We start from the raw sequence: 26,292 nt of genomic DNA on the forward strand, positions 1-26,292 counted from the left end.
GTTCCTTTATGAAAAATAATATGATCTATTAACAGACAGGAAAAGTATTTATCCTGTCTGTTTTTTGCCTCTTAAATACGGTGAGGCGTATCATAAATAGAAAAAAGTTTTGAAAAAGTTTAATTGCAAATTATTGTTTATAAGGAAAAAAACGCAAATGTTTAAATGCTAAAATATTACTAGATAAGTTAAGTAATAAGGTTTTGGATAAAAGGGGGAAGAAAGTATTGGCTAGTCCAAAGGTATTTATTAGTTCTACTTGCTATGATTTATAATATATATTGGAAAATATAAAATACTTTGTAAGAACACTAGGATATGAGCCTATTCTAAGTGAAGATGGAGATGTGTATTAAAATCCACAATCACACACTCATGATACTTGTTTGGATGAAGTCCCAAATTGTCAAATATTTGTTTTAATAATTGGTGGGCGGTATGGAGGTAAATTTAATGGTGCCCAAAATTCAATAACAAATGCAGAATATAAGGAAGCCATAAAACAGAAAAAAATTCAATTACTTTAGTAGAACAGGGTGAAATCAGCTCATAATTGTTTATTATTGAAATGAGGAGAAAGTTATTTTCCTCTTTTAAGATTTATCTAATTAGATGACTGATTCTGTTACTTTAAAGGGAAAATGGCCAAAATAGAAACAGTATATAATGTATAATATGGTAATATCAGAAATAAATAGTTTTGAAGAGAGATACGTTGGTGTCCCTTATTAATATGGGAAATAGGAGAGCTTGTATAATTAATTTTTTTAATATTAAAGTAGATTATTTTCAGCAGGACTAAATTGATTTTGCTATATAAGATTGACATGGTAGAGGTCACTCAAAATATTTTTTTCTAAAGTCCTAAAATCTTCTCGTGATTTCAGGACTTTTTTACATTTAATGTCGTATTCAGATAATTAATATTTATTAATTATTAACCAACCTAATTTGCTATAATGGTTTTATTAATATCTGGAGGGTTATTTGTATGCCTGTTTACAACAAACTAGTCCGCGACCGCATCCCAGAAATTATCGAGAACACCGGAAAGCAATTTTCTACCAGAATCCTAGACGGCAACGAATACATAAATGAACTGAAGAATAAGAGTTTTGAAGAGCTAAAAGAATACATGAACACAACAAGCAACGAAGATGCCATTGAAGAATTGGCAGATGTATTAGAAATTATTCATGCACTTGCCAATTATCACGGTGCATCCTTTGATAAAGTAGAGGAAGTTCGAAAGGAGAAGGCGGAGAAGCGAGGGCAATTTCGTGAAAAAATATTTCTGATTGAGGTTGAAGATTAATATGAGGTTTTACTTGCTTAGAGAACAGGTGAGCTATGAGTCATAAACTGCAGGTTGGGGAAATGAAGGCTGCATATTTAACAGATAAAGAAATATGGGGGCATTTTAATTTTATTTTTTCTGCTAAATCACGAAATTCAACGACATACAAATTCGTTCTGATTAAATCGTTGATTGAGAACCTCTATAATGTGAATGAAAAGCTTGAATTGAATTACGATATTCTGTTCAATAGCTTTTCTCAGATATATTGGAATCTAGTTGTTCATCATGATCTCCATCAGATTAATATGGTCGGTAAGAAAGCAGAAGTTCAGAGAATTCTTTTGGATGCGCAATCAAAGTATCAAATTCCGGATACATTTGTGTTTGATAAACTTTCAGATGAATTGCAAATATTTTTAGTCAATAAGGTAAAAAGGAAATGTAAGCTTAATGTGATGGGAGCCATTTACGGTGATACAGCTGGCACCATATATGATTTTGATAATGAACGGGAATATATTCGCTTTAATTCTGCTTTTTACTCTTTTATGCAGCGGTTTCAGCGTGTGCTAAGGTATATGTCAAATTATCATTTAGCCTTATTTTTGGAAAAGTTCAATGAACAGGGAGATACTACAAAGCTTTTATTGAAAGTTGAGAATGTATCGAAGCGTTCTTCTTTAGATCCATTTTATCAGGTCTTGTCATCTTTTTATGATGGAACATGCTTTTATTGTAAAAAAAGTATTAAAAAGAAGGACCAGGCACATGTCGATCATTTTATTCCATGGAGTTTTGTTCAAGCAGATCAGCTCTGGAATTTAGTCATTGCGTGTTCTACTTGCAATCTTTCAAAAAACGACAAACTAGCGATGGATTTCTTTTTAGAAGCGTTAATGGATCGCAATAGTAGTTTCCTAGCATCACCTTCACTGAAAAATAGAGAGGACATGAAGGTTTACACTAGTAAAAAGTTACAGGACCTTTATGAATATTCAATAGACAATGGTTATACAGATATATGGAAACCTAGGAAAAAAATCTGCCACCCTTAAATTGATGAAATATCGGTAGAAATGCCATATTGTGCAGGCAAAACATTACTGGTATAGATAAAAATTAAAGATAGCTCGGTCCATACGTCCTGGATCGAGTTTTTTCATGGTTGAAATATTACTTCAATCAATGTTCATACACAAAACATTAACGTAATTCCTCAAGGAAATTCGCTAATTGGGTCATACGCTGTTAGCTATGGAAAAGTAGTGAAATAATCTGATTTTTGATAAAAAGGGCTCAATTATTTGGCTTAATAGGCTGATAATACGCAATTCCCCTTATTTACCAATCATAGTTCATTCCTAATAAACCCCATCTCAAATAGCTCCTCAAAGTAAAGCTCTTCAAATTTTTTCTCCAAAATGCCATAAAAATAGGCGATCGCATTTTTAGGTGCGTTTTTTGTTTTTATTTTGCGAATCAATTGCTTAAATGACCGGATGGAAATGGCGAGGGTCTGATCCGTTTCTTTTTCCCGGTTATTTCTATATGCCGCTACTTTCGTCATTCTCCAAAATTCTTCAATCGTTTTTGCTTCCGAAAAAAAGCACTTTACGATTTCAACAAAGGGTTGGGGTACTCGATCATTTGTAAATGTGTAATCAAGGTCCGCTTCTTTACGTTTAATATTCTTTTTAATTTTAGTTTTAGAAAGATTGATAGTTTTATTAGGGTGGTTCAATTGTTCCTTTTTAGGTGGTTCACATTTAGGAAAACGATTGAATACATAAAGATTGCTAGATTGAGAACCGTTTTTTCTTTCTGTTTCATGGACAGTAAAAATCCCAAGTGCTGCTGCTTTCACGATCATTCTTTTAAAAGTAGAGCGGGAAATGCCATTGTTATCGTATTCTTCATGAATCGCTTTTAAGATAGTGCCAATTTTCGCATTACAGACTCCGGGTATTTTGGCAGAAAAACGGACCAGCCGTTTCAAACCGACTAGCTCACCTTTTGAAAATTCATGCTTATATACCGCCATCCACATCTCCATATGGCGATTAAACTCTTGAAGATCTGCAAACGAAGAAAAGTGTTCAAATTGATCAATCCTGCCTGATTTTAAATTCATTTAATTGCACCACCCTTTCACACTTCATATAGTGATGAAGGGCTGAAAAGGACAGTATGAAAAGCCGATATTGGTTACAGAATTGTGACACGCAAAACAGAATGGAAATTCAAAGGAATATACTTCTTAAATGAGCTCATTCAACCAGTGAATAATCTAAAATCATACCAATAAGTCGAATTAAAGACGATTGATAATTTCATGGCCTATTTAGTTATGGAAATATAGTGAAAATTAGGTGAATATAGTAAAATAGTAAAATAGTAAAATAGTAAAATAGTAAAATCCCTTAGGAACTACTGAGGTACACTATGAAGCAATGGACCGCTGTTAACATCCTAAAACAAGAGATTCCAAAAGACGTTTTTTCCGTACTTTGAAGCACAGTCATAAAAAAAATTGAATATTTCAGCAAATACTTCGATTCCATATTGACTCACAGCTAATTCTAGGTAACGATAGTAATAAATCTTTATTTTCTGGAGGATATGATGAAATATATTAGTACACGCGGGAATGTAAGTAAAATTGGTTTTATTGAAACAGTCTTAATGGGACTGGCAACAGATGGAGGTCTTTTAGTTCCGGAAAAAATCCCGCAAGTTACTGCGGAAAAGCTGCAGGCAATGGCACAGATGACTTATCAGGAATTGGCATACGAAATCATTTCCTATTATGTTGATGGGGAAATTCCGGAAAATGAACTTAAGGAATTAATCGGGAAAAGCTATGGAACCTTCCGCCACCCTGAGGTAACGCCTGTTCAAAAGGTAAAGGATAACCTTTATGTATTAGAACTGTTCCATGGTCCTACTTTTGCTTTTAAAGATGTGGCTCTACAGTTTTTAGGGAATTTGTATTCCTATATCGCAAAGAAGACAGGTGTCACGATCAATATTGTTGGGGCTACTTCAGGGGATACAGGGGCATCCGCCATTGAGGGCGTAAGAGGAAAAGAAGGGATCCGAATTTGTATTTTGCACCCTCATGGGAAAGTAAGTAAGGTACAAGAGCTGCAAATGACGACAGTTCATGACGAAAGCGTTTTGAATTTAGCGATAAAAGGAACATTTGATGATGGCCAGAGAATTATTAAGGAATTATTCGCTGATTTGGAATTCAAAGAGAAATATCATTTGCGTGCGATTAACTCGATTAACTTTGCCCGGATTTTAGCTCAAACTGTTTATTATTTCTATGCGTATTTCCAGGTGGCAAAAGACAAAGACATTAAGAGCCTGAACTTTAGTGTGCCGACTGGAAATTTTGGGGACATCTTTGCCGGTTATTTGGCGAAGAGAATGGGTCTTCCTGTCGGGAAGCTCATTGTCGCAACAAATGAAAATAATATTTTAGAACATTTTATCAAGGATGGCGTGTACCAGCTTGGTGAGTTCTGCAGCACATATAGTCCGTCCATGGATATTCAAGTAGCCAGTAACTTCGAGCGATATCTGTACTACTTGCTTGATGAAAATCCAAGCGCAGTATCTGTTTTAATGGATCAATTCAAGTCAGAAGGAAAAATGGTTGTGAATGCTGAGCTGCTTCGACAGGTAAAAGCAGATTTTTCGGCACACGGGGTGCAGGGAGAAGAATGCCTGCAAACCATCAGCAAATATTATGCTGAAACCAATTATTTACTTGATCCGCATACTTCCTGCGGAGTCGCTGCATCTGAAGCATGTAATGACCCAAATGAGGTATGTGTCACACTTGCAACCGCACATCCGGTAAAATTCAATGAATCCATTGCACTTTGTCATATTGAGCAGCCATTCCCAGAACAGATTCGTCAATTGTTTGAAAAGCCACAATATCTGGAAGTCATCGAGGCCGAAAATAATGAAATCGTTCGTAAATTAGAGAAGCATTTTAGTTCTTCCGTTTAATTAAATGTGAAATAAACCCTTTAACAGACTAAATACCTAATGTAAGAGAAATCAATTGTAGGAAACCTTAAGATTACAGGACTTTTACATGAAATGAAACTCCAAGATTATTCAACCGCACGGTGATTCCTCACTTGTGCGGCTTTTTCGTTATACGGAGACAATTGTAAATCCGCTTTCGAAATTTATGCTAAGCAGAATAGATAATTCAGGGGTTATTTCTATTCATATGTTTAGGTTTATCTTATGTTTTGAAAAATATTTTTTTTATGTTCATGAATCAACGTAGCTAGTCTTTCTTATGGTTTATATTTCAGCAAGAGTGCTAATGGCCTCTAAAATAATTTTTTTTAGAACAAGTCATTAAGATAGAAAACTGTAGTAAATCGAGATTCATAATCTATGGATTTATAAACATTTTTATATTTTGAGCGGCTGCTTTTGTATTTGTAGTTAGAACAGCGGATGGAAATAAAATAATTGGGCTGATAGGCAAGGTACCAAAACCAGCTTCAGGCAATAAGTTACTTGTAGAAGCCGAAAGTGGTGAGAAAATGGGTAGACCAATAAAACATACTTCACGTGACGTGGAGGAGTTATCGAGGCTCATGCTAGCGGAAGCGCTCAGCGAAGGCGTTCAAGGGATGAACATGGTAGGAACGGTTGTGGCCAATCGAGTCGAGGCTGACTGTCCTCCTGACTTCAAAGGGTTGCGTAATATCAGACATGCGATCTATCAAACCATACCTGGAACTGGTATTCCTCACTTCGAGCCTGTCTTAAATGGAACATTGTATACACAACGTCCCAAAGAAGCTGACCTCCAGAGGGCTAGGAGTTTGTTACAGGGTTATAGGGAACCTCGTTCAAGAATGAGTTTGTGGTTTTTTAACCCTAGTCCGGGGAAAAAGTACCGAGCTCCTTGTACCGAAACGATGCCAAGATCCCCTATGACGAAGTTCGATTTTGCGCACAGGAACCATTGCTTCTATGTCGCGGTTCAAGGCTATTGCCCAGAGTTTTATAGATAAATTAAAGAGGAGCTGATCTTCTCATGACTTACGAAGACTCTACTTATTATCCAACGAATTATTATCATGGTTATTATCCAGCTTACATGATGCGGAGCAACGGCGCACAACCTGCTGGCTCTCTGATGGCTATGCATTCTGGACCCTCGTATGCCGTTCCGACGGTACCAATGGGGACTGCACAGCAACTTCTGGGAGGCGCGATCGAAGAATCATTTATCGAAAATATTTTACGCATCAACAAAGGTAAGGTTGGTACATTCTACTTTACTTACCAAGGTAACAACAGATGGAATGCGATGGTATACCACGGCCGCGTAGAAACGGCTGGTCGTGACCACATCATCATCAGCGACCCGTCCAGCGGCAAACGCTACTTACTGATGATGGCAAATCTCGACTGGGTAGAATTCGAGGAGAAAATTAACTATCCTTACCCGAAAATCAGTCCGGATGTCCAGGCGTCCCTGACAACATCGGACTGAGTTAGTAGAACACTTAAAACCCGCTTACTTCTTTTTGGAAAATGAGCGGTTTTTTTAGTTCGGACCAATATAGATTGCAAATTCGGCAATAAATTGAAGCGAACTGTTTCGCTGGTGCTATTAACACATTTGAAGATAATACATATGATAAATTCGGTCATGCTTGGTTTCACGAGAAGAGTCAGAGAATCTCTACCGGTATAAAAACAGCTTCACTAAAGGGGGGGAAAGACTCAAATCCTCCTTATGGCTACTTTTTTAAGGAAAATAAATTAGATTCAAGAAATGATGCAACAATAGAACCTGTGAGGAAAATTTTTTCATTATATATGCAAGGAGTCGGATTTGGAACCATCGTAAGAAAAATGGATGAAGGTCATTAGAGTTTACAACTACAGACTTATTGGTAGGGTATAGAATCTTATCTTCTAGAGATGGCTCAATGTTAAACTTCAATTCAGGAATAGGAAGTATGAAAATATCTCCGAAAGATAAAACTTTATTCTCATCAGAATTAAGAAAGCGCATGCCCAATGTAAATATCAAAGAAAGCTATTATGCTAAACCGTAAATGTTCAGCGTTTTTTTCGTTACTAATATATTAACAAGGAAGAAGGGACTAAAACTAATACGGTTTTATAGTCTCTTCTTCTTTGCTGGTATTTTTGAAGAGAATCACCATAATAAACATTACTGCCCATTAGCTTTATAACATTTTTTTAGAGGAACGAGGCATAAAGACATTAAAGTCTCGCTATGAATTCATCTAATCACCCGACAAAAGTGCAAGAGACCGAATAAGGACTGGAGACTTCTTTATCATTAAATATCATTTGCCCTTAATTTTAATAAACATCTGTCCGTCTTTCCTGAAGCATTGTATAAAATGTATCCTTTAATTCTTTTCGCCACGCATCATTCAAATCTGCAGCAATTATCACCTCTGCACCATCTTTAGCTGAGGCAATGACTGTTCCATCAGGAGCATAGATAGCTGACTCCCCAAAGAATGAGAGATTTTCCGATGGACCTATGTGATTAGTGGCAGCTACATAGACTGTATTATCTATTGCCCTTGCCATGCCGAATGTCGTAAATGAAGAGGAAAACGGGTTTTCCCACGCACTTGGTGCTACAAGGATATTTGCACCTTGTAAGGCTAATTGACGGGCAAGTTCCGGGAAGGCGAGATCCCAGCAAATCATTAACCCAATTTTCCCAATTTCCGTATCGGCTAAAATTATTTCTGAACCCGGACTGAAGATATCTCTTTCAAGTGGTGTAAGATGAATTTTACGATAGTTTGCAAGCGCAATTCCGTTTGGATCGATCAGTTTAATGGAGTTGTAGATTTGACCAGATTGATCGAGTTCCACATAGCCATACACGACATATAGATTATTCTCTCCGGCAACTTTACTCATAAACTGAAAAATAGACCCATTCATATCCTCAGCCATCTCTTTTAACGATGAAGTGAGAAAGTAACCTGTTGCAGAAAGTTCAGGGAATACGATCAGCCTGGCTGATGGATTCTCCTTTTTACACTGTTTGATCATATTTTCCATACGGCTTAAGTTATAAGGGATATCCCCATTCTTAAAAGATGCTTGAGCAACACTGATTTGAATATTTTTCTCCATTATTTATGCCTCCAGTTTTGTGGTTTCCCGTCCCGTATTCTGTTCTACCGATGCTTGCTTTGAAAACACCATCAAAACCCAATAAGAAACGCCTGAAATAACAAAAGTAAGAATTGTAGAACCGATGCTTATTGGATGAACATAAGTGAAATAATAGGCAAAGATTGCTCCTGCAAAAAAAGAAATAAAGGCAGCGTAGTTTACGCCATTTCGATATTGATATATCCCTTTAGTATCGAATGCGATGTCATCAGCATCGTAATGCCCTTTTTTAATAATAAAGTAATCTACGAGGACAATCGCAAATACAGGTATAAATAATGTTGCGACTAATAAAACAAAGTTAAAAAAGTTATTCATTAAGGCTTCTTTTAACAAGGCGCCAGTTGTACACAAAATGCCCAAAATAAGAGTCGGCTTCCAAAATCCAAGCTTAGGGAAAACATTCATAAATGACATTGTCGCACTATAAAGAGCCATTACATTTGTTGTTACTACTGAGAAAAACACGACAATTGAAGCAATAAAACCAAATCCGTACGATGACAATAAAATAATGATGTCATATGTGCGTTCCATATTTGACAGAATACTAAATCCACTTACAACAGCACCAAGTCCCATTGCTATAAGTGCAGCTGTAAGGTACCCAAGGTAAGTTCCCCACATGCCGCTTTTTTCAGATTTACAATTTCGATTATAGTCACAAACGGATGACATCCATGAAAAGGCAGTTGCAACGACAATATCAAATGCAATAATACCTGTAATGGCAGGGTTTTCACTTGCCTTCATATTGATCAAGGAGGCGGCGTCACCTGTTGTGAATAGCTTGATAAAAACAATGGCTGAAAGAATAAGCATCACTATCGAGAACAAACTTTCAATTCTTTCAACACCACGGTGCCCATAGATGGTAATGGAAACGACTAGCACTTCTGTTATGATGACGAAGAGATTGATATTGCTATAGCCGGTCATATAATTTACCGCGTAATTAAGACTTAAACCAGCCATATAAGCTTGGATCCAACTCCAGCCAATTAGAATGATTGTATTAACAATAGCGGGGAGAACAGCTCCCTTTTGGCCGAATGCCCCCCTTGTAATGACCATTGTTGAAAGACCTGTCCGTATACCGATATTTCCTGTTAGCGCGAGAGGAATACCTCCGATAGCGGAGCCAATAAGTATGGCTAATATGGTAGCTTTGAATGAAATATCCGGAACAAACATCATTCCTGTCATTACTGTTGTAATGACGACATTCGCTGAAAGCCATAAAGCAAAAGTCGTAAAAAAAGTCATACTCCTATTATTTCTTGCCGTTGGAGAAATATTATCATGCCCAAAATGATTTACAAGTTCACTCAATGAACACCACTCCTTAATTTTAATAATATTCAGTCTATTTTACTGATAGCAAGGTAACGAATCTTTTGGTTGATACATAATGAACCTCCTAATTTTTTTTACAATATTTATATTAAAAGCAAGATTTGTGCCACCTTATAAATAAAGAATATTCAAACAAATTAAGGCTTAGTTAATTCATAAATGAATTAAACAGACTAGGATTGATTTATATTTGAATTGTGATTCATTATTGCATTAATTCAATGCTTTTTATAAAATAAGCTGTACGCCCATTATTTGAATAAAGTCTAGTTCAACATATTTCGTAATGAAAAAGAGCTGCATAGACGCAGCTCTTTACTGTATATTCTATGTATTTCCTTTTGGAGTATCGCTTTATCCGGAACTATCCCTGCTACAATTGATTGAATTGCCCAGTTCTTTTTAAGCGTCCCACTATTGGCACTACAATTATCCCTGCAATTACTACCTGCATAACGTTTCCAGGGATAGAGCCGAATGGAAGTATCCAGTTACTGTAAATAATCACTTCGGCAAAATAGTAGCCCACGATTTTTATTATTAATGCAACAATAACTGCCAGTGTGTTTACAACTACCCTTTTGCCGGGTACCTTTTCGGATATGAGGCCGGCTAAAAAGCCCATTGTACCTACGATAATGAATGTAAACGGTGCCCAGGCAGCCCAACCAGAGAGAAGATCGAAGAAGCCCATTCCGAAGGCTCCTGCTACGGCCCCGGTCTTTTTGCCGTAAACCAAGGCTGCAATAAATAGAGGCACGTTCCCCAGATGGATTAGGCCTCCATTGCCCATTATTGGGAGCTTTATGTTGATGAACATTGTAGCTACAAGGGTAAGTGCAATGAAAAGTGCATTGATTACTAATGTTTTTGTTTTCGTTGATTCTGTCTGTAAGACTGTTGAATTCATAGGATTGCCTCTTTCATTTTTTATATATTATCATACTGCTAATTGGATATTTAATAAATAGATATCTTACTATTTAATAAAAGAGAAGTATGGAAATATAGCATGTGACGGAGGTGTAGGTCTATAGTCTTGCTTGGAATATGGAATCTGTCCGAACTAATTCCATCACTTTCCCTATTAATTATCTAAATTTTACAAAAATAGAAGGATATTAGGAATATCTATAGAATAGTAAGATATATTTAGGGAGGGATATATGATGAATCAAAATATTGATGTATTGGATGAGAAGAAAATAGCGAGTTACCCACAACAACCGCATGGTGGGAAATTAGTTAATCGTGTTCTTGCGGGTAAAGAACGTGATGAAGCGATGGAAAGGGCGAAGCAGTTACCTATGATTATGGTTGATTTGGAGGCGGTCATTACACTTGAAATGATAGCAACAGGGGTATTATCTCCTAATGAAGGTTTTATGGTTGAGGAGGATTACAAGTCTGTTCTTTTGGATGGCCGATTAAAAAATGGATTGGTTTGGCCAGTGCCGCTCAGTTTTGCACCAATTGGCGACATGAATAAACAGATTATTCAGTCATTGTCAATTGGGGATGAAGTAGCCCTTGTGGATGGAACGAGAGAGCCAGTCGCCATTCTTAAATTGGATGATATCTTTCATTACGATCGGGACTTCCGTGCAACGCAACTTTTCGGTACGAATGACCGCAACCATCCTGGTGTAGATTCCATTTATCGACGGATGGGTGATACTGCATTAGGTGGCCCAATCCAATTGCTTCGCCGGGTACATTGGGGGCCATTTGAAAAAATAAGAATGGAGCCAAAAGAAACGTGGAAACTATTTTACGAGGAGAAGAAGTTTAAATCAGTTGGAGGATTTATCACTGGAGCAAACCCTTTACACCGTGGACATGAGTATATACATAGAAATGCATTAGAAGAGTTGGATGGTTTGTTTGTTCAGCCACTAGTAGAACTTGCAAAACGTGAATATACTCGTCATGAGTTTCGTATGTTGTCCTACCGTAGTGTTTTGGATACATATTACCCGAAAGAAAGAACAATTCTTGCACCATTAAGGGTTACATATATCTTCGCTGGCCCTCGTGAAGCGGTACTTCATGCCTTAATTATGAAAAACTATGGTTGTACTCATGCGCTAATTGGACGAGATCATGCGGGTGTTGGTGACTATTATGATAAATATGCTAGTCATACCATTTTTGATGAGTTTACAGCAGATGAACTAGGAATTGATATCCGACTTTTCCATGAAGTATTTTATTGTACTCGATGTGATAGTCTTGCAAGCGACCAAACGTGTCCTCATGATGTGAAGTATCGAATTAATATTTCTGGTACAGGTATTAGGGAATTATTGCGTTACGGTGTATTGCCTCCGAAGGAAATTGTTAGACCAGAATCAGCCCGGATTGCGATGCAAGGGGTTCAGCCAAAGGGTGTAGACGAGAATAACCAAGCCATAGCTCCAGTTGGCAAAACGATTAAAAGTATCTTCCCATATTATTTAAATAGATCTAGAATAGGCGGACCAAAGCGAAAAACGCCTCTTGAGTTAGAACAACTAACAATCGAAGATCTGGAAGCAGCTATTATGGATGTTCGATCGAATGCTGATCAGATTTATGATGGAATATTTAAAGAGTTTAGTTTTGTTTCTGACACACTTCGTTCCGCCCAGCCTGATTGGGTAGCTGCTGCTCGTGAATCTATCTATAAACAACAAGAAATGGTTGTTGAGTATTTAGAAGAAAAAGTGGATAAAGCACCAGACGAAGCATCAGATGAATTTATGTATCAAGATAAGGGTGAAGCAGAGCGCGAATTAGAAGTTGCACGGAAAATATTCGACGATATTCCGTCTTCACTCCGTGCTGAGGAGCTGCAATACCGAATTTGGAACCCACTACCATATAAACGCTATCGAGGAAGTGACGAAGAGTAGTATAAAAAAGGCTAGGATAAGGACTTGCCAAATTTTTTGCGAGAAGCTTTTTCATGGTTTGTGCCGTTTGGGTGTTTGACATAGGACACGTTTCACGGGAATCTATAAAAATGATCTCATTTTAACCGCTCATAAATGTTGTTTGTTCAACGTTTCTGAGTGGTTTTTTTGTTAGAGCAGAGTACTTTCTCTACGTCCAATCAACTTCATAAAAAACATTTTTTAAAATAACAATCTTTTAGAACCTTAAATAAAGACTATTTTTCTAGATTTTCTGTAAAAAAGGAAATTTAACCAATAAATCGGACATATATATGATGTGATATTTAAAATATTTAAATTAATTTTCATATTTGGAAAGTAGGGATGTAAAATTATAACTTTATCAATGAAATAATTCTGAGGTGAAAAAAATTGTTAGTTCCAGTTTCAAAGGCAACTGAGAAAATACATATCTATCCTTATTATTATCTTCAGGGTTTTCCAGTTACCAAAAATGAGTGTTATTTAAGAGAAACGGTATTGGATAAGTTGATTGAAGCGACTAAACTTTTACCGGAAGGGCTCTCTTTTGTCATTATTGATGGTTGGCGTTCATATGAGACACAGCTTGCGATTTATGAGCAAACGAAGTGTGACCTGGAGAAACAAGGCTTCCATGGATTGAAATTAAAACAGGAATTATCAAAATATGTTGCTACACCTACAAAAGATATAACACAACCATCCCCGCATTTAACCGGTGGAGCCGTCGATCTAACAATTGCAGATCAAAACGGCTGGATTCCGATGGGAAGTGAATTTGACGAATTTAATGAAAGGTCCCAACTGGATTGGTTTGAAAAAAAGGCTGATTTGTCATTTGAAGAGACGGAATTTTTAAATAATAGGAGAATGTTAAAAAAGATCATGTTGGAAGTTGGCTTCATTTCAAACGCTGACGAGTGGTGGCATTATGAATTTGGGACAAAAACATGGGCACAGAGCAGGGGAGAAAATAATTATTTCAACGGTATTCTTAAATTAGGGCTATAAGTGATTATTGTATATGCCGTAAGTGTGCATGTGAACGGGTTTTTTCGGGACGATTAACTAAGTGAACGTGTTTGCATAAGGCGGAATTAATATCCACAATTTTATTTAAAAAGGCTATTTACGTAAAGTTTGTTGCTTTAATAATGTGATTTTTATTTAATAATCTGAGTTGATTGGAGCGGAGGGCACTTGACTCCAGCGGGAGATAGAGGGAACGGGAGACCCCACAGGCGGTAACGCCGAGGAGGCTCCCGTCCCTCCCCGCGGAAAGCAAGTGCCCGCAGCGGAAATCAACGGGCAAACTTTATAGGCTAAAACAACAATATATGCGAAAACAGCCTTTAAAAAAGACTAAATTAAAAAGTGAGGGATAAGAATGAAGAAAAAGTTAATGTTCCTTATATTTAGTGTACTTTTAGTTTTGGCAGGTTGTGTCCAAAACTCAAATGCACCCTCCACAGCAGAAAAAGAAGGTTCGGAATCAATTAAAGAAAGCAGCACAGAAAAACAAGTTTTAACGGTTGCCATGACTGCTGACCAAGGTACATTGGACCCTGCAGTTACAATGGACAATTCAGCCTGGAAAATTACGTATCCAACCTATGAGAGATTAGTAGAGTATGACGGTGGGTCAACAGAAGTAAAACCAGGTTTAGCAAAGGAATGGAATGTAAGTGAAGACGGACTAACGTGGACATTCACATTAAATGAAGGTCATAAATTTTCCGATGGAAAAGAGGTTAATGCAGAAGCAGTAAAAGCAAGCTTTGAACGGACATTAAAAATTGGAAATGGTCCTGCCGAAGTTTATGGTGTCATTTCAGAGATCAAGGTAGAGTCCCCTTATGTTGTAACCTTTGTGTTAAAAGAAAATTTTCCACCTTTTTTATCAACATTAGCAGCAAACTATGGAGGAATTGTTAATCCTAAAGTAACAGAACATGAAAAAGATGGAGATTTAGGCCAAAATTATTTAGCAACCCATACAATGGGAAGTGGCTCCTATGAATTAACTGAGTGGAAACAAGGGGAGTATATTAAACTTTCAGTTAATAAAGAGGCGAAGGTTCAACCTAGTATTGAGGAAGTGTATTTTAGAATTGTAGCAGATGGCGCAACACAGCGTTTGCAATTGGAAAAAGGAGAGATTGACATCGCTGAGGGAATTCCAACTGAACAAATTGAATCTGTACGTTCAATGGATCATGTTGAGTTATTACAAAACCCAAGCTTGCTCGTAGACTATGTATATGTAAATTCTACTAAAGGAAATGAAGCATTGAAAGATCCTAGAGTAAGACGGGCATTGAGCTACGGAATTGATTACGAATCGATGATTGACGTTGTTCACCAAGGGTTTGCCACTCCTATGAGAGGACCAGTTCCAGATGGTTTATGGGGGCATAATCCGAATGCCTTCCAATACAAACTAGATAACGAAAAAGCAAAGCAATTATTGGCAGAAGCGGGAGCAGCAGATTTAACATTGACTTTATTGTATTCAGATAATAAAACATGGTGGGAAACTGAAGCTTTAACGATTCAGGCAAACTTAAAAGAAATAGGTATAATCGTTGAATTAAACAAGGTTGCTTATGCTACTTCTCGGGAGATGATGGATAAGGGTGAATTTGATTTAGCACTTGGCGTGTGGAGCCCTGACTTTGGGGATCCATATATGTTTATGAATTATTGGTATGACTCTGTAAACTTCGGTCTAGCTGGAAACCGTGCTTTTTATAAAAATGAAGAGGTTGATCAATTATTAAAGCAAGCAGCAACATCTAATGACCAAAAAGAAAGAGAATCGCTTTATTTTGAAATCCAAGATATTGTGATTGAGGAAGCACCGTACATTTTGCTGTTTCAAAAGGATTTTGTCCTGCCGGTAAGCAAATCGGTACAAGGCTTTGTATACAATCCAATGCTAGAAGGGATATATAATTTGGCAGAAATGAGTAAGCAATAATTGAAAAAACATTCTCGTAAAAGCTAACGCTTTTTCTCGTGTGATGACTATTACAGATGACTTACTTGTCCTGACCGTCATTGAGCCTGTATGGGCAGTTGATCTCCCCACTTCCTCTTTATTGTTTCATTCGTACTTCAAAGTGGGAATCATACTGCCCGTTATTTTGCAATAAGACCGGGGGATTGCCATGGCAAAGATGATTTTTAAAAGGTTATTGTTACTTGTTTTTGTTGTATTTGGTGTAACATTTATAACCTTTATACTTTCAAATATTATTCCTGGAGATCCGGCTAGTATGATGGCTGGGCAGCGGGCTAATGAAGAAACTTTAGAGCAAGTAAGAAAGCAATTAGGCTTGGATCAGCCCATTCTGACTCAATATACGAAATACATGCAAGGATTGCTAAGCGGGGATCTGGGTACATCGATACGTACGCAAAAGCCAGTATTGGATGATTTACTAGTATTTTTCCCAGCTACATTGGAATTAGCAATATTGGCCTTTATCACTGCAATCTTAATTGGGATTCCTTTAGGGATTTTAGCTGCGGTTAAGAGGAATACCTTCTGGGATCATTCAAGCAGAATTTTTACTATCAGTGGCATTTCAACACCCGTTTTCTGGAGCGGTTTAGTTGTAATCTTCGTCTTCTATGGATTATTAGGCTGGTTTCCAGCAAACGGCAGAATTGATATGAATATTAATCCGCCTACACATGTTACAGGTTTTTATCTGTTAGATAGTTTATTAAGTGGGGATTGGGTTGCGTTTCAAAGCAGCCTTCGCCATATTATTCTTCCAGCACTTGTCCTGTCTTTTGCCCAATTGGCTATTATTACACGTCAGGTTAGGGCAAGTATGTTAGAGGTAATAGAAAAGGAATATTTCCGCACAGCCATTGCAAATGGAATTAATGGGCCTTATCTCTTTATTAAGTATGGTTTACGAAACGCCTTAATCCCAACAATCACAATAATCGGAGTCTCGTTTGGTGCATTACTTGGAGGGGCGGTCGTTACGGAAACTATATTTGGCTGGCCTGGAATGGGGAGATATGTGGTTCAATCCATTTCTTATTTAGACTTTCCGGCAATGATGGGATTTACTGTATTTATCTCGATTGGTTATGTGCTTATAAACCTAATTGTTGATATTTCTTATTATTTTCTGAACCCTCAAATAAAAGAATGATAGAAAGGAGGAAGTGAGTTGGAACCAGAACCGCAAACGAATGTACAACCATTACCTTTTGCAAAAAGAAGTGCCCTTTTATACAAGTTACAGAAAAACAAGCTGACGCTAGTAGGCGGGATTCTTTTAGGTGTAATCATTCTTTCAGCTATATTAGCACCATTATTAACTTCATACAATCCGAATGTAATAGATGCAGCGAATAAGTTTCAAGCCCCATCATGGTCCCATTGGTTTGGCACAGATGAAGTGGGAAGAGATATTTTTACTAGAATTTTATTTGGAGCTAGAATATCGCTCGGATTAGGTATACTGGCCATTTTAATAGCTGCTTTAATTGGATTGATAATTGGAACGATTTCTGGCTATTTTGGCGGGGTCATTGATCAAGCCATTATGAGGATGATGGATATGATATTGGCTTTTCCTACCCTCATTCTTGCAATGGCCTTAGCATCTGCATTAGGACCAAGTATTCAAAATGCCATGATTGCTATTGCAATAATTAAAATTCCTGTCTATGTACGTTTGGCCAGAAGTGAAACATTAAGTTTACGGGAGTCATTGTTTGTAAAATCTGCGCAAACATTTGGAATCCATCCGTTTCGGATCATTCGGAAACATATTATGCCAAATTCAGTTTCTCCTGTTATCATTCAAGGGACATTGGATGTAGGCGATGCCATTTTATTAATTGCGACTTTAGGTTTTTTAGGTTTAGGAGCACAGCCACCTGCACCTGAATGGGGAGCAATGATAAGCATCGGCTGGAAGTACTTGCTTGATTTTTGGTGGTATCCAACTTTTCCGTGTTTATTCCTTTTTTTATCTGCAGGAGCATTAAATTTAATTGGGGATGGGATCCGAGATGTATTGGATCCGAAATCAAGCAGATAGGAGGGCGGTGTCATGTTAGAAATAAAAAACTTGCATGTGAACTTTCAAACCTTTAGAGGGACAATTGAAGCATTAAAAAATATAAATCTTTCTGTTGAGGAAAAGGAAATTGTTGGCATAGTGGGAGAATCCGGGTCAGGAAAATCAATCACTGCTCTATCTATTTTAGGTCTGCTAGAAAATAACGCACAAATATCAGATGGAGAAATCTCCTATCGGGGAAAAAATCTATTAACCTTATCAAAAAAAGAGTTTCAAAAGATAAGAGGGAAAAAGATTGCAATGGTGTTCCAAGAGCCTATGACAGCACTTCATCCAACGATGAAGGTTGGACAGCAATTATCTGAGGTTATCCGAAGACATAGAAAAGTGAGCAAAAAAGAGTCGGTACAATTAATGATAAATGCCTTAAAAGATGTACATATTCACAATTCCGAGCATGTAGCTAAACAGTATCCCTTTGAATTAAGTGGAGGAATGCGTCAAAGAATTGTTATTGCCTTAGCAATGGCAGCTCCTCCTGATTTGCTAATCGCAGATGAACCGACAACAGCCTTAGATGTAACAATTCAGCATGAAATTTTGCAGCTTATGAAAGAATTAAATAACAAAAAGGGGACATCGATTCTGTTTATTACGCATGATTTAGGTGTAGTTTCCCAAATATGTGATCGAACGGTTGTCATGTATGCGGGAGAAGTAATTGAGTCCGGCAAGACTAAGGAGGTTTTATTCTCACCACAACATCCATATACAAAGGCCCTTATTGAGGCTTTACCGGATGGAAAGGATGCGTATGAACCATTAAGAGCGATTCATGGGGAGGTGCCAAACTTAATGGAACGGCCGATAGGATGTGCGTTTGCTTCTAGATGTCAGTATGTAATGGATATTTGTCGGTCAAAGCAGCCAGAATTAACATATTGGCAAAATCAACGTGACGTAGCTTGTTGGCTAGAAAGGGATTGATTCTATGCAAGCAATTATCGAAATGACACATGTGCAAAAGCATTATCATAAAGGTAAATTAACTGTAAAAGCACTGGATAATATGTCCATTTCTATATTTGAAGGAGAAGTGTTAGGCCTTGTAGGTGAATCTGGATCTGGTAAAAGTACGTTTGGTAAGTTGATCATTGGACTTGAATCTCCTACAGCGGGAGAAATCCTTTATCATGGCAATCCTTTATGGAAAAGAAATAAATATATACGCCGAAAGCCTGGGGAATTACAAACCGTTTTTCAAGACCCGCAATCCTCACTAGACCCTAGAATGACGATAAAAGAAATCATTCTTGAACCACTCTATGCACTAGATAAAATTGAAAGAAAGAAGAAAGGGTCATATGATAATTTATTGAATTTAATAAAACGAGTAGGGTTAAAGGAAGAGTATCTAGACCGATATCCACATGAATTTAGCGGCGGCCAGCGTCAAAGAATTGCGATTGCCAGAGCCCTCATAACAGATCCGTCATTTATTGTACTGGACGAACCCACTTCAGCCTTAGACGTATCTGTTCAGGCGCAGGTTCTCAATCTATTAAAAGAATTAAAGGAAGAACGAGGCTTAACCTACTTATTTATTTCACACAACATGTCCGTCATTAAATTTATGTGCAGCCAAGTGGCTGTACTTTATAAAGGTAATATTGTAGAAATGGGTCAAACTGATCAACTATTTAATAATCCACGTCACCCCTATACAAAAATTCTATTATCATCATTGCCCAGTCTCTTTGAAAATCATCAACAAAGCATGGAGGGCTTCGCTGAATCCATACAGCCAGAAAATCAAACAAGCTGCGTGTTTTATGAAAAATGTCCAAAGCGAACAGAAAAATGCTTAATAAGCCCTGTTTTCGAGGTAAAGGATCAAAATCATCTAGCTGCATGTCATTATTAAAGGGTAAATACAGAGATGATAAAAGACCATCAGTGGGGGATGATAAACTTACTACAATTGTGTAAAGATGAGAATGGATTTTTTGGAATGTATAATAGAAGAGGGGAAAGTTGAAACAGAAAATGGAAGGCGGAATGTGTGCAGGAGGTTGAATCCCAAATTTTCGTATTGTTTCGTTTGCCGGGCGGATGAGATTCTTACGTTTGGCTAATCACTTGCGGCTTAGAAAAACAGAGAAATTGTTTCAAATTGTAGATGCTTTGAAAAAAGATTGAAATTTAGTTCACTTAGAAGGCAAGTACCAATTTCAGCTGAAATTTCCATATATTTATCTTACAATAAAACATACGTTCTTGATTGTGTGTTAATATGGTAAACTAAAAGAGCAATAGGACGGTCATCGTTCTTGGATGAACTAGGGAAGTTGAAATAATCGGAAATCATGTGTTTCATTGCTTGAAGTCGATGTGTAATGGATGAACATACCATTTTTCCGTAGGAGGAGTTTTTTTATGGATTTACAATTACAAGGGAAAAATGTACTTATTACAGGTGGTTCTAAAGGGATAGGGAAAGCAATTGCAAAAGCATTCATTTCAGAGGGAGCGAATGTTTCTATTGCTGCCCGTAGTATCGAATTTTTAGAAAAGGCTAAAGAAGAACTTGGCGGCAATGTATCTATTTTCCAGGCTGATATTTTAAAAGCGGTTGAACGGGAAAAATTGATCCAATCTGTTATTGAACAACAAGGATCGATTGATGTCCTAATCAATAATGCAGGCGGTAGCAATGGAGGAGCTGCAACAGAAACGGAGATGGATCTATTTTATGAAGCAATGGATCTAAATTATTTTTCGGCTGTTCATTTAAGTAAATTAGCTGTAGACCACATGAAGCAATCCCGCTGCGGCTCGATTATTAATATAACGTCTATTTTCGGAAGAGAAAGCGGCGGGAAAGTTACATATAATAATGCCAAATCAGCTCTTATTAGTTTCACAAAGTCTTTGGCAGACGAAGTGATCCCTTATGGCATTCGCGTTAACAGCATTGCTCCCGGAAGTATTTTGCATAAAACAGGAAATTGGAAAAAACGCCTCGAGGAGGACCCTGAAGGCATAAAAGCGTTTGTTAAAAATGAAATTCCGGCAGGGCGTTTCGGTACACCTGAAGAAGTGGCCAATGTCGTTTCTTTCCTGGCTTCTGATAAAGCATCTTGGGTTGTGGGAGCTAGTATTAATGTAGATGGCGGACAATCTAGGATGAATTTTTAACGTGGATTTGAAACAATTATAGGTTCAACTAACAGATCGTCTAAGAAATTTTAGCAGGAAAATATGAAATGTTATAAATTTAGAAACAGGTGAAAGATTTGAACGGAACATCACATACAGTCATCGGAGCAACAGCAGGATTCATTACAGCAAATATCTTTCAATCTGATCCAACTGCAACAATTTTTCTAGTAGGGGCAGGAGCAATTTCAGGTCTAATGCCTGATTTAGATATTGATGGGAAGCTTAGAAACAAAATCACAGTTTCTCATAAAATTATTCGAGGCGTTGCCCGGTTTATTGCGGTTTTAATGATTTTGTATAGCTTTTTTACTGGAACAGGAATGGATAAATGGATAGGTATTGGAGCAGGAGTTACCATCATTTTCATTTCGTCTTTAATCACTCAAAAACGAATGCTAACTGTTACAGGTATAGGGGTCCTTATCGGAGGTCTATCATTAGCCGAAAATTGGTTATGGTTGTTGGGTATTTATATTATTGTAGCTTCATTTGTTCCTCATAGAAGCTATACACATTCCCTATTAGGGACTCTTTTTTTCGCAATCATAGCGTTTCAATTAGAAGAATCACTTGGGCTTGATGGAGTATTTATTACTTGTATATTGGGCTATTTGAGCCATTTAGTTGCAGACATGAAGTTGCTGCCAGTTAACAAACGGGGAATAAAATTCTTCTTGCCACTTTCGAAAAAGGAATTTTAAATGATTAATAGAAAATGATAGTATCCCAATAAAATAAATCTCTCTTATTTCTTTTCCTTCGGTTAAGTGATTGGCTATTTAATATCGTATCACCAGTTTTAGACGTATAAGTGGTACATTATGCATGAGAACGAGTAATTTTTGGTATTTGACTTTTTATTTTTCATAGTGGATACACCATGCCTGCCCTCGGTGCGTTACCAGTTAACGCACCGGGGGCAGGCGTTTTTTAATTCACCATTATTTTCAACAGAATTTTTCTTTTTTAAGTAGAATTGTCATTTAAATTCCAGTTTTATCAAATTATCATCCAATGTGGCTTATGTCTTTTAAATTGGTTTAAATTCCCATCTACTAGTGATAAATATAACAGTGCGTGTGGTAAATGATGGTAAAAAAGCTACTTATCGAAAAATGAAATGAAATAGAATCATATGATTTGCAAATAATATGTAACAAAGGTTGAAAAAACAAACGAAAATAAAACAAATTGTCCACTTGACAAGATTTAACGAAGGGTATAAAATTTTTAAAGTTCACATGTGATGCGATTATCAACAGTTATAAGAGAAATATTTATTTTAGGTATTAAAAAGAAAGGGTATGTTGCAATATTATCCAATTACCATGATTAAGGACGTATTACCGCAAAGAAAATAGACTTTCATTGATATAGTTCTATTAAAAATGAAGTTAAAAGGGAAATAATGGATTAATGGCTATTATAATTTTTTTTGTAAGCACTTGCAGGTGTGATGGAAGAGTTAACAGTTTTAGTCAATTGTAAGGTTGCAGGTATATACATCATGTGTAAGAGAAGCAAATTGCAACATTTAAATATATATAAACTATCAGGCTTTACATGAGGAGGACTATTATGCCGTTATTAATTATTGCAATAGGGGTAGTATTATTACTTATATTGATTATGGGCTTGAAATTAAACACATTTATTTCCTTAATCATTGTGTCAATCGTTGTAGCTTTATCACTAGGGCTGCCAATGAGTGATGTTGTAAAATCTATTGAAAGCGGTTTAGGTGGAACACTTGGTCATATTGGTTTAATTTTTGGATTAGGTGCCATGCTCGGTAGGTTAATTGCTGATGCAGGTGGAGCCAATCGTATTGCTACAACCTTAATTGATAAATTTGGGGCAAAAAGAATTGAATGGGCTATTTTATTTGCTTCATTTATTGTAGGGATCGCATTATTCCTTGAAGTAACAATTGTATTATTAGTTCCAATTATTTTCTCAATCGCAAAAGAATTAAAAGTTTCTATTGTAAAATTAGGTCTGCCAATGGTTACTGCTGCCTTAGCGGCACATGCTTTCTTGCCTCCACATCCGGGCCCAATAGCTGTCGCTGCAGAATATCATGCAAATGTTGGTTTAGTTTTAATTTATGGAATTATTGTCGCAATCCCGACTGTTATTATTGCTGGTATTTGGTATCCTAAGCTTGCCCGAAAAATTGTGCCAAGTGCATTTACAAGAGAAGGCAGTGAATCTTTCGGTATCCAGAAGAAATTCAAATTAGAAGAAACACCTAGCTTTGGTATCAGCGTATTTACAGCATTATTTCCTGTTATTTTAATGGCTTTAGGTGCAATTGTTGATATGACTCAACCGGCTTTAGGATTTAAAGACAGTTGGTTTACCGTATTTATTCGTTTTATCGGGAACTCTTCGATAGCTATGCTGCTTTCCGTATTGCTTGCAATTTACACAATGGGATTAAGAAGAAAAATTCCTGTGAAGAATTTGATGGAATCGTGTTCTTCAGCAGTTAATGCATTGGGAATGCTACTTTTAATTATTGGTGGCGGCGGTGCGTTAAAACAAGTACTTATTGATGGTGGCGTTGGTGATTATGTTTCTAAAATATTTGAAGGTACTTCGATGTCACCAATTCTATTTGCTTGGATTGTCGCAGCATTATTACGTGTCTGCTTAGGATCTGGAACTGTTGCAACGTTAACAACACCAGGGCTAGTTCTTCCGTTACTTTCAACCATGCACGGTGTTAACTTAGAACTAGTCGTACTTGCAACTGGAGCTGGAAGTGCAATTGCATCACATGTTAATGATGCTGGATTCTGGATGGTTAAAGAGTCTTTAGGTATGAGCTTGAAAGAAGCATTTGGAACATATACCGTACTTTCCACTATTGTTTCTGTATCTGGATTAGTATTTATTCTATTATTAAATGCAATTCTTTAATATATTTCAGTCTGCAAAAGAAACCATTTTATATGCTCTATAAAATGGTTTCTTTTTTTGTTGTTTACAAATTGTTATGGTGAATCGTATTACAAGGTAAATTACTCCACTTCATTATTTAGATTCAGTGTTTTTCAATGATTTCATTATATTCTCTGTAATATCAATAACAATCTTTTGGGTTATGAGCGCATCAACTGCCACTAAAAATATAACGTAGTGGAGTAACCCTGTTCTCCTACGTACAATTTTGGGAATACAAAAAGAGCCCATCGTATCCAGAGGGCTCTCATATATACATTCTTTAATTGTGGGACACAGCCTCTTTTTCACCTGTTAATTTTAGTTGCTGCCGCATGGCATAGGAAAACCCATCTTCATCATTTGTCTTTGTGACAATATCTGCATGTTTTTGAATAGCGAGAGGGGCATTTCCCATTGCAATCGATGTGGTTGCTACCTCGAATTGGGCGAGATCATTCCCTCCATCTCCTATCGCAATAATCTCTTCGAATGGTAAATTCATCATTTGCTGGTATCGCAATAAAGCTTTCCCTTTATGGGCTTCACTAGAAGTAATTTCTAGATTATTAGGAAAAGAAGAAGCCATGGAAATTTCAAACTTATTTGCTAAGGCCAATTTTACTTGCTCGATTTTTTCCAATTGATCGTGATAAACCAATGCAATTAATTTATAGATTTTCAGATTGTCTTGGCCTAGAATTTCATCATAATTGTACTCATTAAAAAGGGAAGTGAGTTCATCTTTGCTTTTATCATGCAGTGGTGGCAAAGTTGAAGGAAAGCCGCCGTAATTGGTATAGACAAGTATGCCTACACCCAATTCTTTTAAAATCGAGAATATTTTCTTGTAAGTAGGAACAGAAATCGTTGCTTCATAAAGAACCTCTCTTGTTTTAGAATATAAAACAGAGCCGTTAATACAAAAAATTGGAAGCTCCATTTTTTGTATCGCTTTTAGTTTGATCACATCTGCAAACGCACGACCTGTGTTCAAAATAATACAGTGTCCTTGTACTTGCAATTCCTTTAAGGTTTTTGAGTTTTCTTCAGATATCTCTTGTTGAGAGTTTAATAACGTCCCATCTAAATCAATCGAAATACATTTCATTGGATTCTTATATTTCCTTTCAATGTTTTAAGGTTCGTTGAAACAAAACTTAATGTAATTTTAGCTGATTCGTTTACATACTACTATATTTATAGAAATTAAAACACAATTTAACGATAATATATTTTGAAATCGCTTTAATAACTACTTTTACTTTCATATAAATTCGCTTATAATTGATTGGTGTTGCAAAATGCACAAATGCCTTTTCGGTTTTCGGATCGAAAAAAACTCTATAATAATCGGTTGCTCTTGCGACAGTATAAATTAATGAATAATTCATGAAAAATATTGAAAATATAGTGATAGGTGGAATTAAGATGAATGAAAAGTATGAACGGCTGAAAGAAATCTTGAAAGAGATGGAAAATGTAGTTGTTGCTTTTTCAGGCGGTGTCGATAGTACGTTGCTATTAAAGGTTGCGGTTGATATTTTAGGGGTAGAAAATGTCTTAGCTGTTACGGCAGATTCCGAAACGTATCCTTCAAGTGAGTTAGAAGAAGCTAAGAAGTTAGCTAAAATGATTGGAGCAACACACCAAGTGATTGAAACCTCTGAATTGAATATACCAGGCTATGCAGAAAATGACCAGAACCGTTGTTATTTCTGTAAAAATGGGTTGTTTGAACAAATCGTTCCGATCATGCATCAGAAGGAATTTCAAAACGTTGTATATGGTTTGATTGCTGATGACATGAGTGAACATCGTCCTGGTGTACGTGCAGCAAAAGAACATGGTGTCCGGGGGCCGCTTCAAGAAGCGAATCTTTATAAAGAAGAAATTCGTGAGCTTTCAAAACAATTAAACTTGCCTACTTGGGAAAAGCCATCGTTCGCTTGTTTATCTTCACGCATCGCTTATGGTGAAAAAATTACGCAAGAAAAATTAACAAAGGTTGAAAAGTCTGAGGCATATTTAAAGGGGCTAGGCATTAAACAAGTGCGCGTTCGAACTCATCAAGAGATTGCTAGGATCGAAGTAGAGCAAGAAGATATGCAGCTAATTTTAACAAACCATAAAGATATTATGGAAAACCTTCAACGATTTGGATATAAATATGTCACCCTTGATCTTCATGGCTATATGAGCGGCAGCATGAATAAAGTGTTGCCAACAAGTGTTAACTAAAGGTAAGTTGTATATATATTAAATGGATAAG

Annotated in this window: 21 protein-coding genes and 1 pseudogene; 17 read left to right on the top strand and 5 right to left on the bottom strand. The window is 36.8% G+C overall.

All coding sequences use genetic code 11. The annotated features are described in order from the left end of the window. Positions 1-371: 371 nt before the first annotated feature. The 3 genes and pseudogenes from BGM26_RS21795 to BGM26_RS04605 all read left to right on the top strand — a co-directional run. Positions 372-527, top strand: a pseudogene (locus BGM26_RS21795) (DUF4062 domain-containing protein); the annotation flags it as partial. A 464-nt stretch (positions 528-991) separates the two neighbouring features. Continuing rightward, positions 992-1,315 (top strand): nucleoside triphosphate pyrophosphohydrolase, encoded by a 324-nt coding sequence (locus tag BGM26_RS04600; RefSeq protein ID WP_217038540.1) that lies wholly within the window; start codon positions 992-994, stop codon positions 1,313-1,315. 35 nt (positions 1,316-1,350) lie between these two features. After that, positions 1,351-2,355 (top strand): HNH endonuclease, encoded by a 1,005-nt coding sequence (locus tag BGM26_RS04605; RefSeq protein WP_217038541.1) that lies wholly within the window; start codon positions 1,351-1,353, stop codon positions 2,353-2,355. 293 nt (positions 2,356-2,648) lie between these two features. On the opposite strand, the gene BGM26_RS04610 is transcribed toward BGM26_RS04605, so the two are convergent. Then, on the bottom strand, positions 2,649-3,431 hold the full coding sequence (locus tag BGM26_RS04610; RefSeq protein WP_217038542.1) for a hypothetical protein: 783 nt from the start codon (positions 3,429-3,431) through the stop codon (positions 2,649-2,651). Between the two features lie 491 nt (positions 3,432-3,922). Here BGM26_RS04610 and thrC point away from each other — a divergent pair, with 491 nt between their 5' ends. The 3 genes from thrC to gerQ all read left to right on the top strand — a co-directional run bounded on the left by thrC (position 3,923) and on the right by gerQ (position 6,839). Next, positions 3,923-5,323, top strand: coding sequence for a threonine synthase (gene thrC / locus BGM26_RS04615; RefSeq protein ID WP_217038543.1), 1,401 nt, complete (start codon positions 3,923-3,925; stop codon positions 5,321-5,323). Between the two features lie 608 nt (positions 5,324-5,931). Continuing rightward, positions 5,932-6,354 carry a cell wall hydrolase gene (locus tag BGM26_RS04620; RefSeq protein WP_302053215.1) on the top strand — a complete coding sequence of 141 codons (423 nt, stop codon included), beginning with the start codon at positions 5,932-5,934 and terminating at the stop codon, positions 6,352-6,354. Positions 6,355-6,377: 23 nt separating this feature from the next. Continuing rightward, a complete protein-coding gene (gene gerQ, locus BGM26_RS04625; protein ID WP_217038545.1) occupies positions 6,378-6,839 on the top strand; it encodes a spore coat protein GerQ in 462 nt (153 codons plus the stop codon). A gap of 845 nt (positions 6,840-7,684) precedes the next feature. Here gerQ and BGM26_RS04630 read toward each other — a convergent pair. The 3 genes from BGM26_RS04630 to BGM26_RS04640 form a co-directional block, all read right to left on the bottom strand. Continuing rightward, positions 7,685-8,482 (bottom strand): carbon-nitrogen hydrolase family protein, encoded by a 798-nt coding sequence (locus BGM26_RS04630; protein WP_217038546.1) that lies wholly within the window; start codon positions 8,480-8,482, stop codon positions 7,685-7,687. A 3-nt stretch (positions 8,483-8,485) separates the two neighbouring features. After that, positions 8,486-9,856 carry a purine-cytosine permease family protein gene (locus tag BGM26_RS04635; protein ID WP_254119018.1) on the bottom strand — a complete coding sequence of 457 codons (1,371 nt, stop codon included), beginning with the start codon at positions 9,854-9,856 and terminating at the stop codon, positions 8,486-8,488. A gap of 397 nt (positions 9,857-10,253) precedes the next feature. Then, entirely contained in the window at positions 10,254-10,790 is a 537-nt protein-coding gene (locus BGM26_RS04640) for an ECF transporter S component (protein WP_217038547.1), read from the bottom strand. Between the two features lie 259 nt (positions 10,791-11,049). Between BGM26_RS04640 and BGM26_RS04645 the strand changes: the two genes are divergently transcribed. From BGM26_RS04645 to BGM26_RS04690, 10 genes are all read left to right on the top strand, one after another. After that, positions 11,050-12,774 carry a sulfate adenylyltransferase gene (locus tag BGM26_RS04645; RefSeq protein WP_217038548.1) on the top strand — a complete coding sequence of 575 codons (1,725 nt, stop codon included), beginning with the start codon at positions 11,050-11,052 and terminating at the stop codon, positions 12,772-12,774. Positions 12,775-13,188: 414 nt separating this feature from the next. Then, positions 13,189-13,809: a M15 family metallopeptidase gene (locus BGM26_RS04650; RefSeq protein ID WP_217038549.1), complete on the top strand. Its 621-nt coding sequence runs from the start codon at positions 13,189-13,191 to the stop codon at positions 13,807-13,809. A 376-nt stretch (positions 13,810-14,185) separates the two neighbouring features. After that, on the top strand, positions 14,186-15,778 hold the full coding sequence (locus BGM26_RS04655; protein WP_217038550.1) for an ABC transporter substrate-binding protein: 1,593 nt from the start codon (positions 14,186-14,188) through the stop codon (positions 15,776-15,778). A 190-nt stretch (positions 15,779-15,968) separates the two neighbouring features. Beyond that, positions 15,969-16,973, top strand: coding sequence for an ABC transporter permease (locus BGM26_RS04660; RefSeq protein ID WP_217038551.1), 1,005 nt, complete (start codon positions 15,969-15,971; stop codon positions 16,971-16,973). Between the two features lie 18 nt (positions 16,974-16,991). Next, the gene (locus BGM26_RS04665; RefSeq protein WP_217038552.1) at positions 16,992-17,870 is read left to right on the top strand and encodes an ABC transporter permease; all 879 of its coding nucleotides are present in this window, start codon (positions 16,992-16,994) and stop codon (positions 17,868-17,870) included. A gap of 12 nt (positions 17,871-17,882) precedes the next feature. Further along, complete coding sequence (locus tag BGM26_RS04670) at positions 17,883-18,839, top strand: ABC transporter ATP-binding protein (RefSeq protein WP_217038553.1); 957 nt, start codon at positions 17,883-17,885, stop codon at positions 18,837-18,839. A 4-nt stretch (positions 18,840-18,843) separates the two neighbouring features. Then, positions 18,844-19,776, top strand: coding sequence for an oligopeptide/dipeptide ABC transporter ATP-binding protein (locus BGM26_RS04675; RefSeq protein WP_217038554.1), 933 nt, complete (start codon positions 18,844-18,846; stop codon positions 19,774-19,776). Between the two features lie 512 nt (positions 19,777-20,288). Next, positions 20,289-21,050 carry an SDR family NAD(P)-dependent oxidoreductase gene (locus tag BGM26_RS04680; RefSeq protein WP_217038555.1) on the top strand — a complete coding sequence of 254 codons (762 nt, stop codon included), beginning with the start codon at positions 20,289-20,291 and terminating at the stop codon, positions 21,048-21,050. An 89-nt stretch (positions 21,051-21,139) separates the two neighbouring features. Continuing rightward, the gene (locus BGM26_RS04685; protein ID WP_367949268.1) at positions 21,140-21,775 is read left to right on the top strand and encodes a metal-dependent hydrolase; all 636 of its coding nucleotides are present in this window, start codon (positions 21,140-21,142) and stop codon (positions 21,773-21,775) included. 877 nt (positions 21,776-22,652) lie between these two features. Beyond that, on the top strand, positions 22,653-23,999 hold the full coding sequence (locus BGM26_RS04690) for a gluconate:H+ symporter (RefSeq protein WP_217038557.1): 1,347 nt from the start codon (positions 22,653-22,655) through the stop codon (positions 23,997-23,999). 304 nt (positions 24,000-24,303) lie between these two features. Here BGM26_RS04690 and BGM26_RS04695 read toward each other — a convergent pair whose 3' ends face one another. After that, positions 24,304-25,131, bottom strand: coding sequence for an HAD family hydrolase (locus tag BGM26_RS04695; protein WP_217038558.1), 828 nt, complete (start codon positions 25,129-25,131; stop codon positions 24,304-24,306). Between the two features lie 320 nt (positions 25,132-25,451). Here BGM26_RS04695 and larE point away from each other — a divergent pair, with 320 nt between their 5' ends. Beyond that, entirely contained in the window at positions 25,452-26,261 is an 810-nt protein-coding gene (gene larE, locus BGM26_RS04700) for an ATP-dependent sacrificial sulfur transferase LarE (protein WP_217038559.1), read from the top strand. Positions 26,262-26,292: the final 31 nt, after the last annotated feature.

It is taken from the genome of Bacillus sp. FJAT-29790 (genome assembly GCF_019039215.1).
Lineage (GTDB): Bacteria > Bacillota > Bacilli > Bacillales > Cytobacillaceae > Cytobacillus.

Coding starts and splice junctions, on each gene's coding strand:
- BGM26_RS04660 (WP_217038551.1), top strand. CDS start 15,969: ATGGCAAAGATGATTTTTAAAAGGTTATTGTTACTTGTTTTTGTTGTA.
- gerQ (WP_217038545.1), top strand. CDS start 6,378: ATGACTTACGAAGACTCTACTTATTATCCAACGAATTATTATCATGGT.
- thrC (WP_217038543.1), top strand. CDS start 3,923: ATGAAATATATTAGTACACGCGGGAATGTAAGTAAAATTGGTTTTATT.
- BGM26_RS04630 (WP_217038546.1), bottom strand. CDS start 8,482: ATGGAGAAAAATATTCAAATCAGTGTTGCTCAAGCATCTTTTAAGAAT.
- BGM26_RS04600 (WP_217038540.1), top strand. CDS start 992: ATGCCTGTTTACAACAAACTAGTCCGCGACCGCATCCCAGAAATTATC.
- BGM26_RS04655 (WP_217038550.1), top strand. CDS start 14,186: ATGAAGAAAAAGTTAATGTTCCTTATATTTAGTGTACTTTTAGTTTTG.
- BGM26_RS04605 (WP_217038541.1), top strand. CDS start 1,351: ATGAGTCATAAACTGCAGGTTGGGGAAATGAAGGCTGCATATTTAACA.
- BGM26_RS04620 (WP_302053215.1), top strand. CDS start 5,932: ATGCTAGCGGAAGCGCTCAGCGAAGGCGTTCAAGGGATGAACATGGTA.
- BGM26_RS04610 (WP_217038542.1), bottom strand. CDS start 3,431: ATGAATTTAAAATCAGGCAGGATTGATCAATTTGAACACTTTTCTTCG.
- BGM26_RS04695 (WP_217038558.1), bottom strand. CDS start 25,131: ATGAAATGTATTTCGATTGATTTAGATGGGACGTTATTAAACTCTCAA.
- BGM26_RS04675 (WP_217038554.1), top strand. CDS start 18,844: ATGCAAGCAATTATCGAAATGACACATGTGCAAAAGCATTATCATAAA.
- BGM26_RS04645 (WP_217038548.1), top strand. CDS start 11,050: ATGAATCAAAATATTGATGTATTGGATGAGAAGAAAATAGCGAGTTAC.
- BGM26_RS04670 (WP_217038553.1), top strand. CDS start 17,883: ATGTTAGAAATAAAAAACTTGCATGTGAACTTTCAAACCTTTAGAGGG.
- BGM26_RS04680 (WP_217038555.1), top strand. CDS start 20,289: ATGGATTTACAATTACAAGGGAAAAATGTACTTATTACAGGTGGTTCT.
- BGM26_RS04690 (WP_217038557.1), top strand. CDS start 22,653: ATGCCGTTATTAATTATTGCAATAGGGGTAGTATTATTACTTATATTG.
- larE (WP_217038559.1), top strand. CDS start 25,452: ATGAATGAAAAGTATGAACGGCTGAAAGAAATCTTGAAAGAGATGGAA.
- BGM26_RS04640 (WP_217038547.1), bottom strand. CDS start 10,790: ATGAATTCAACAGTCTTACAGACAGAATCAACGAAAACAAAAACATTA.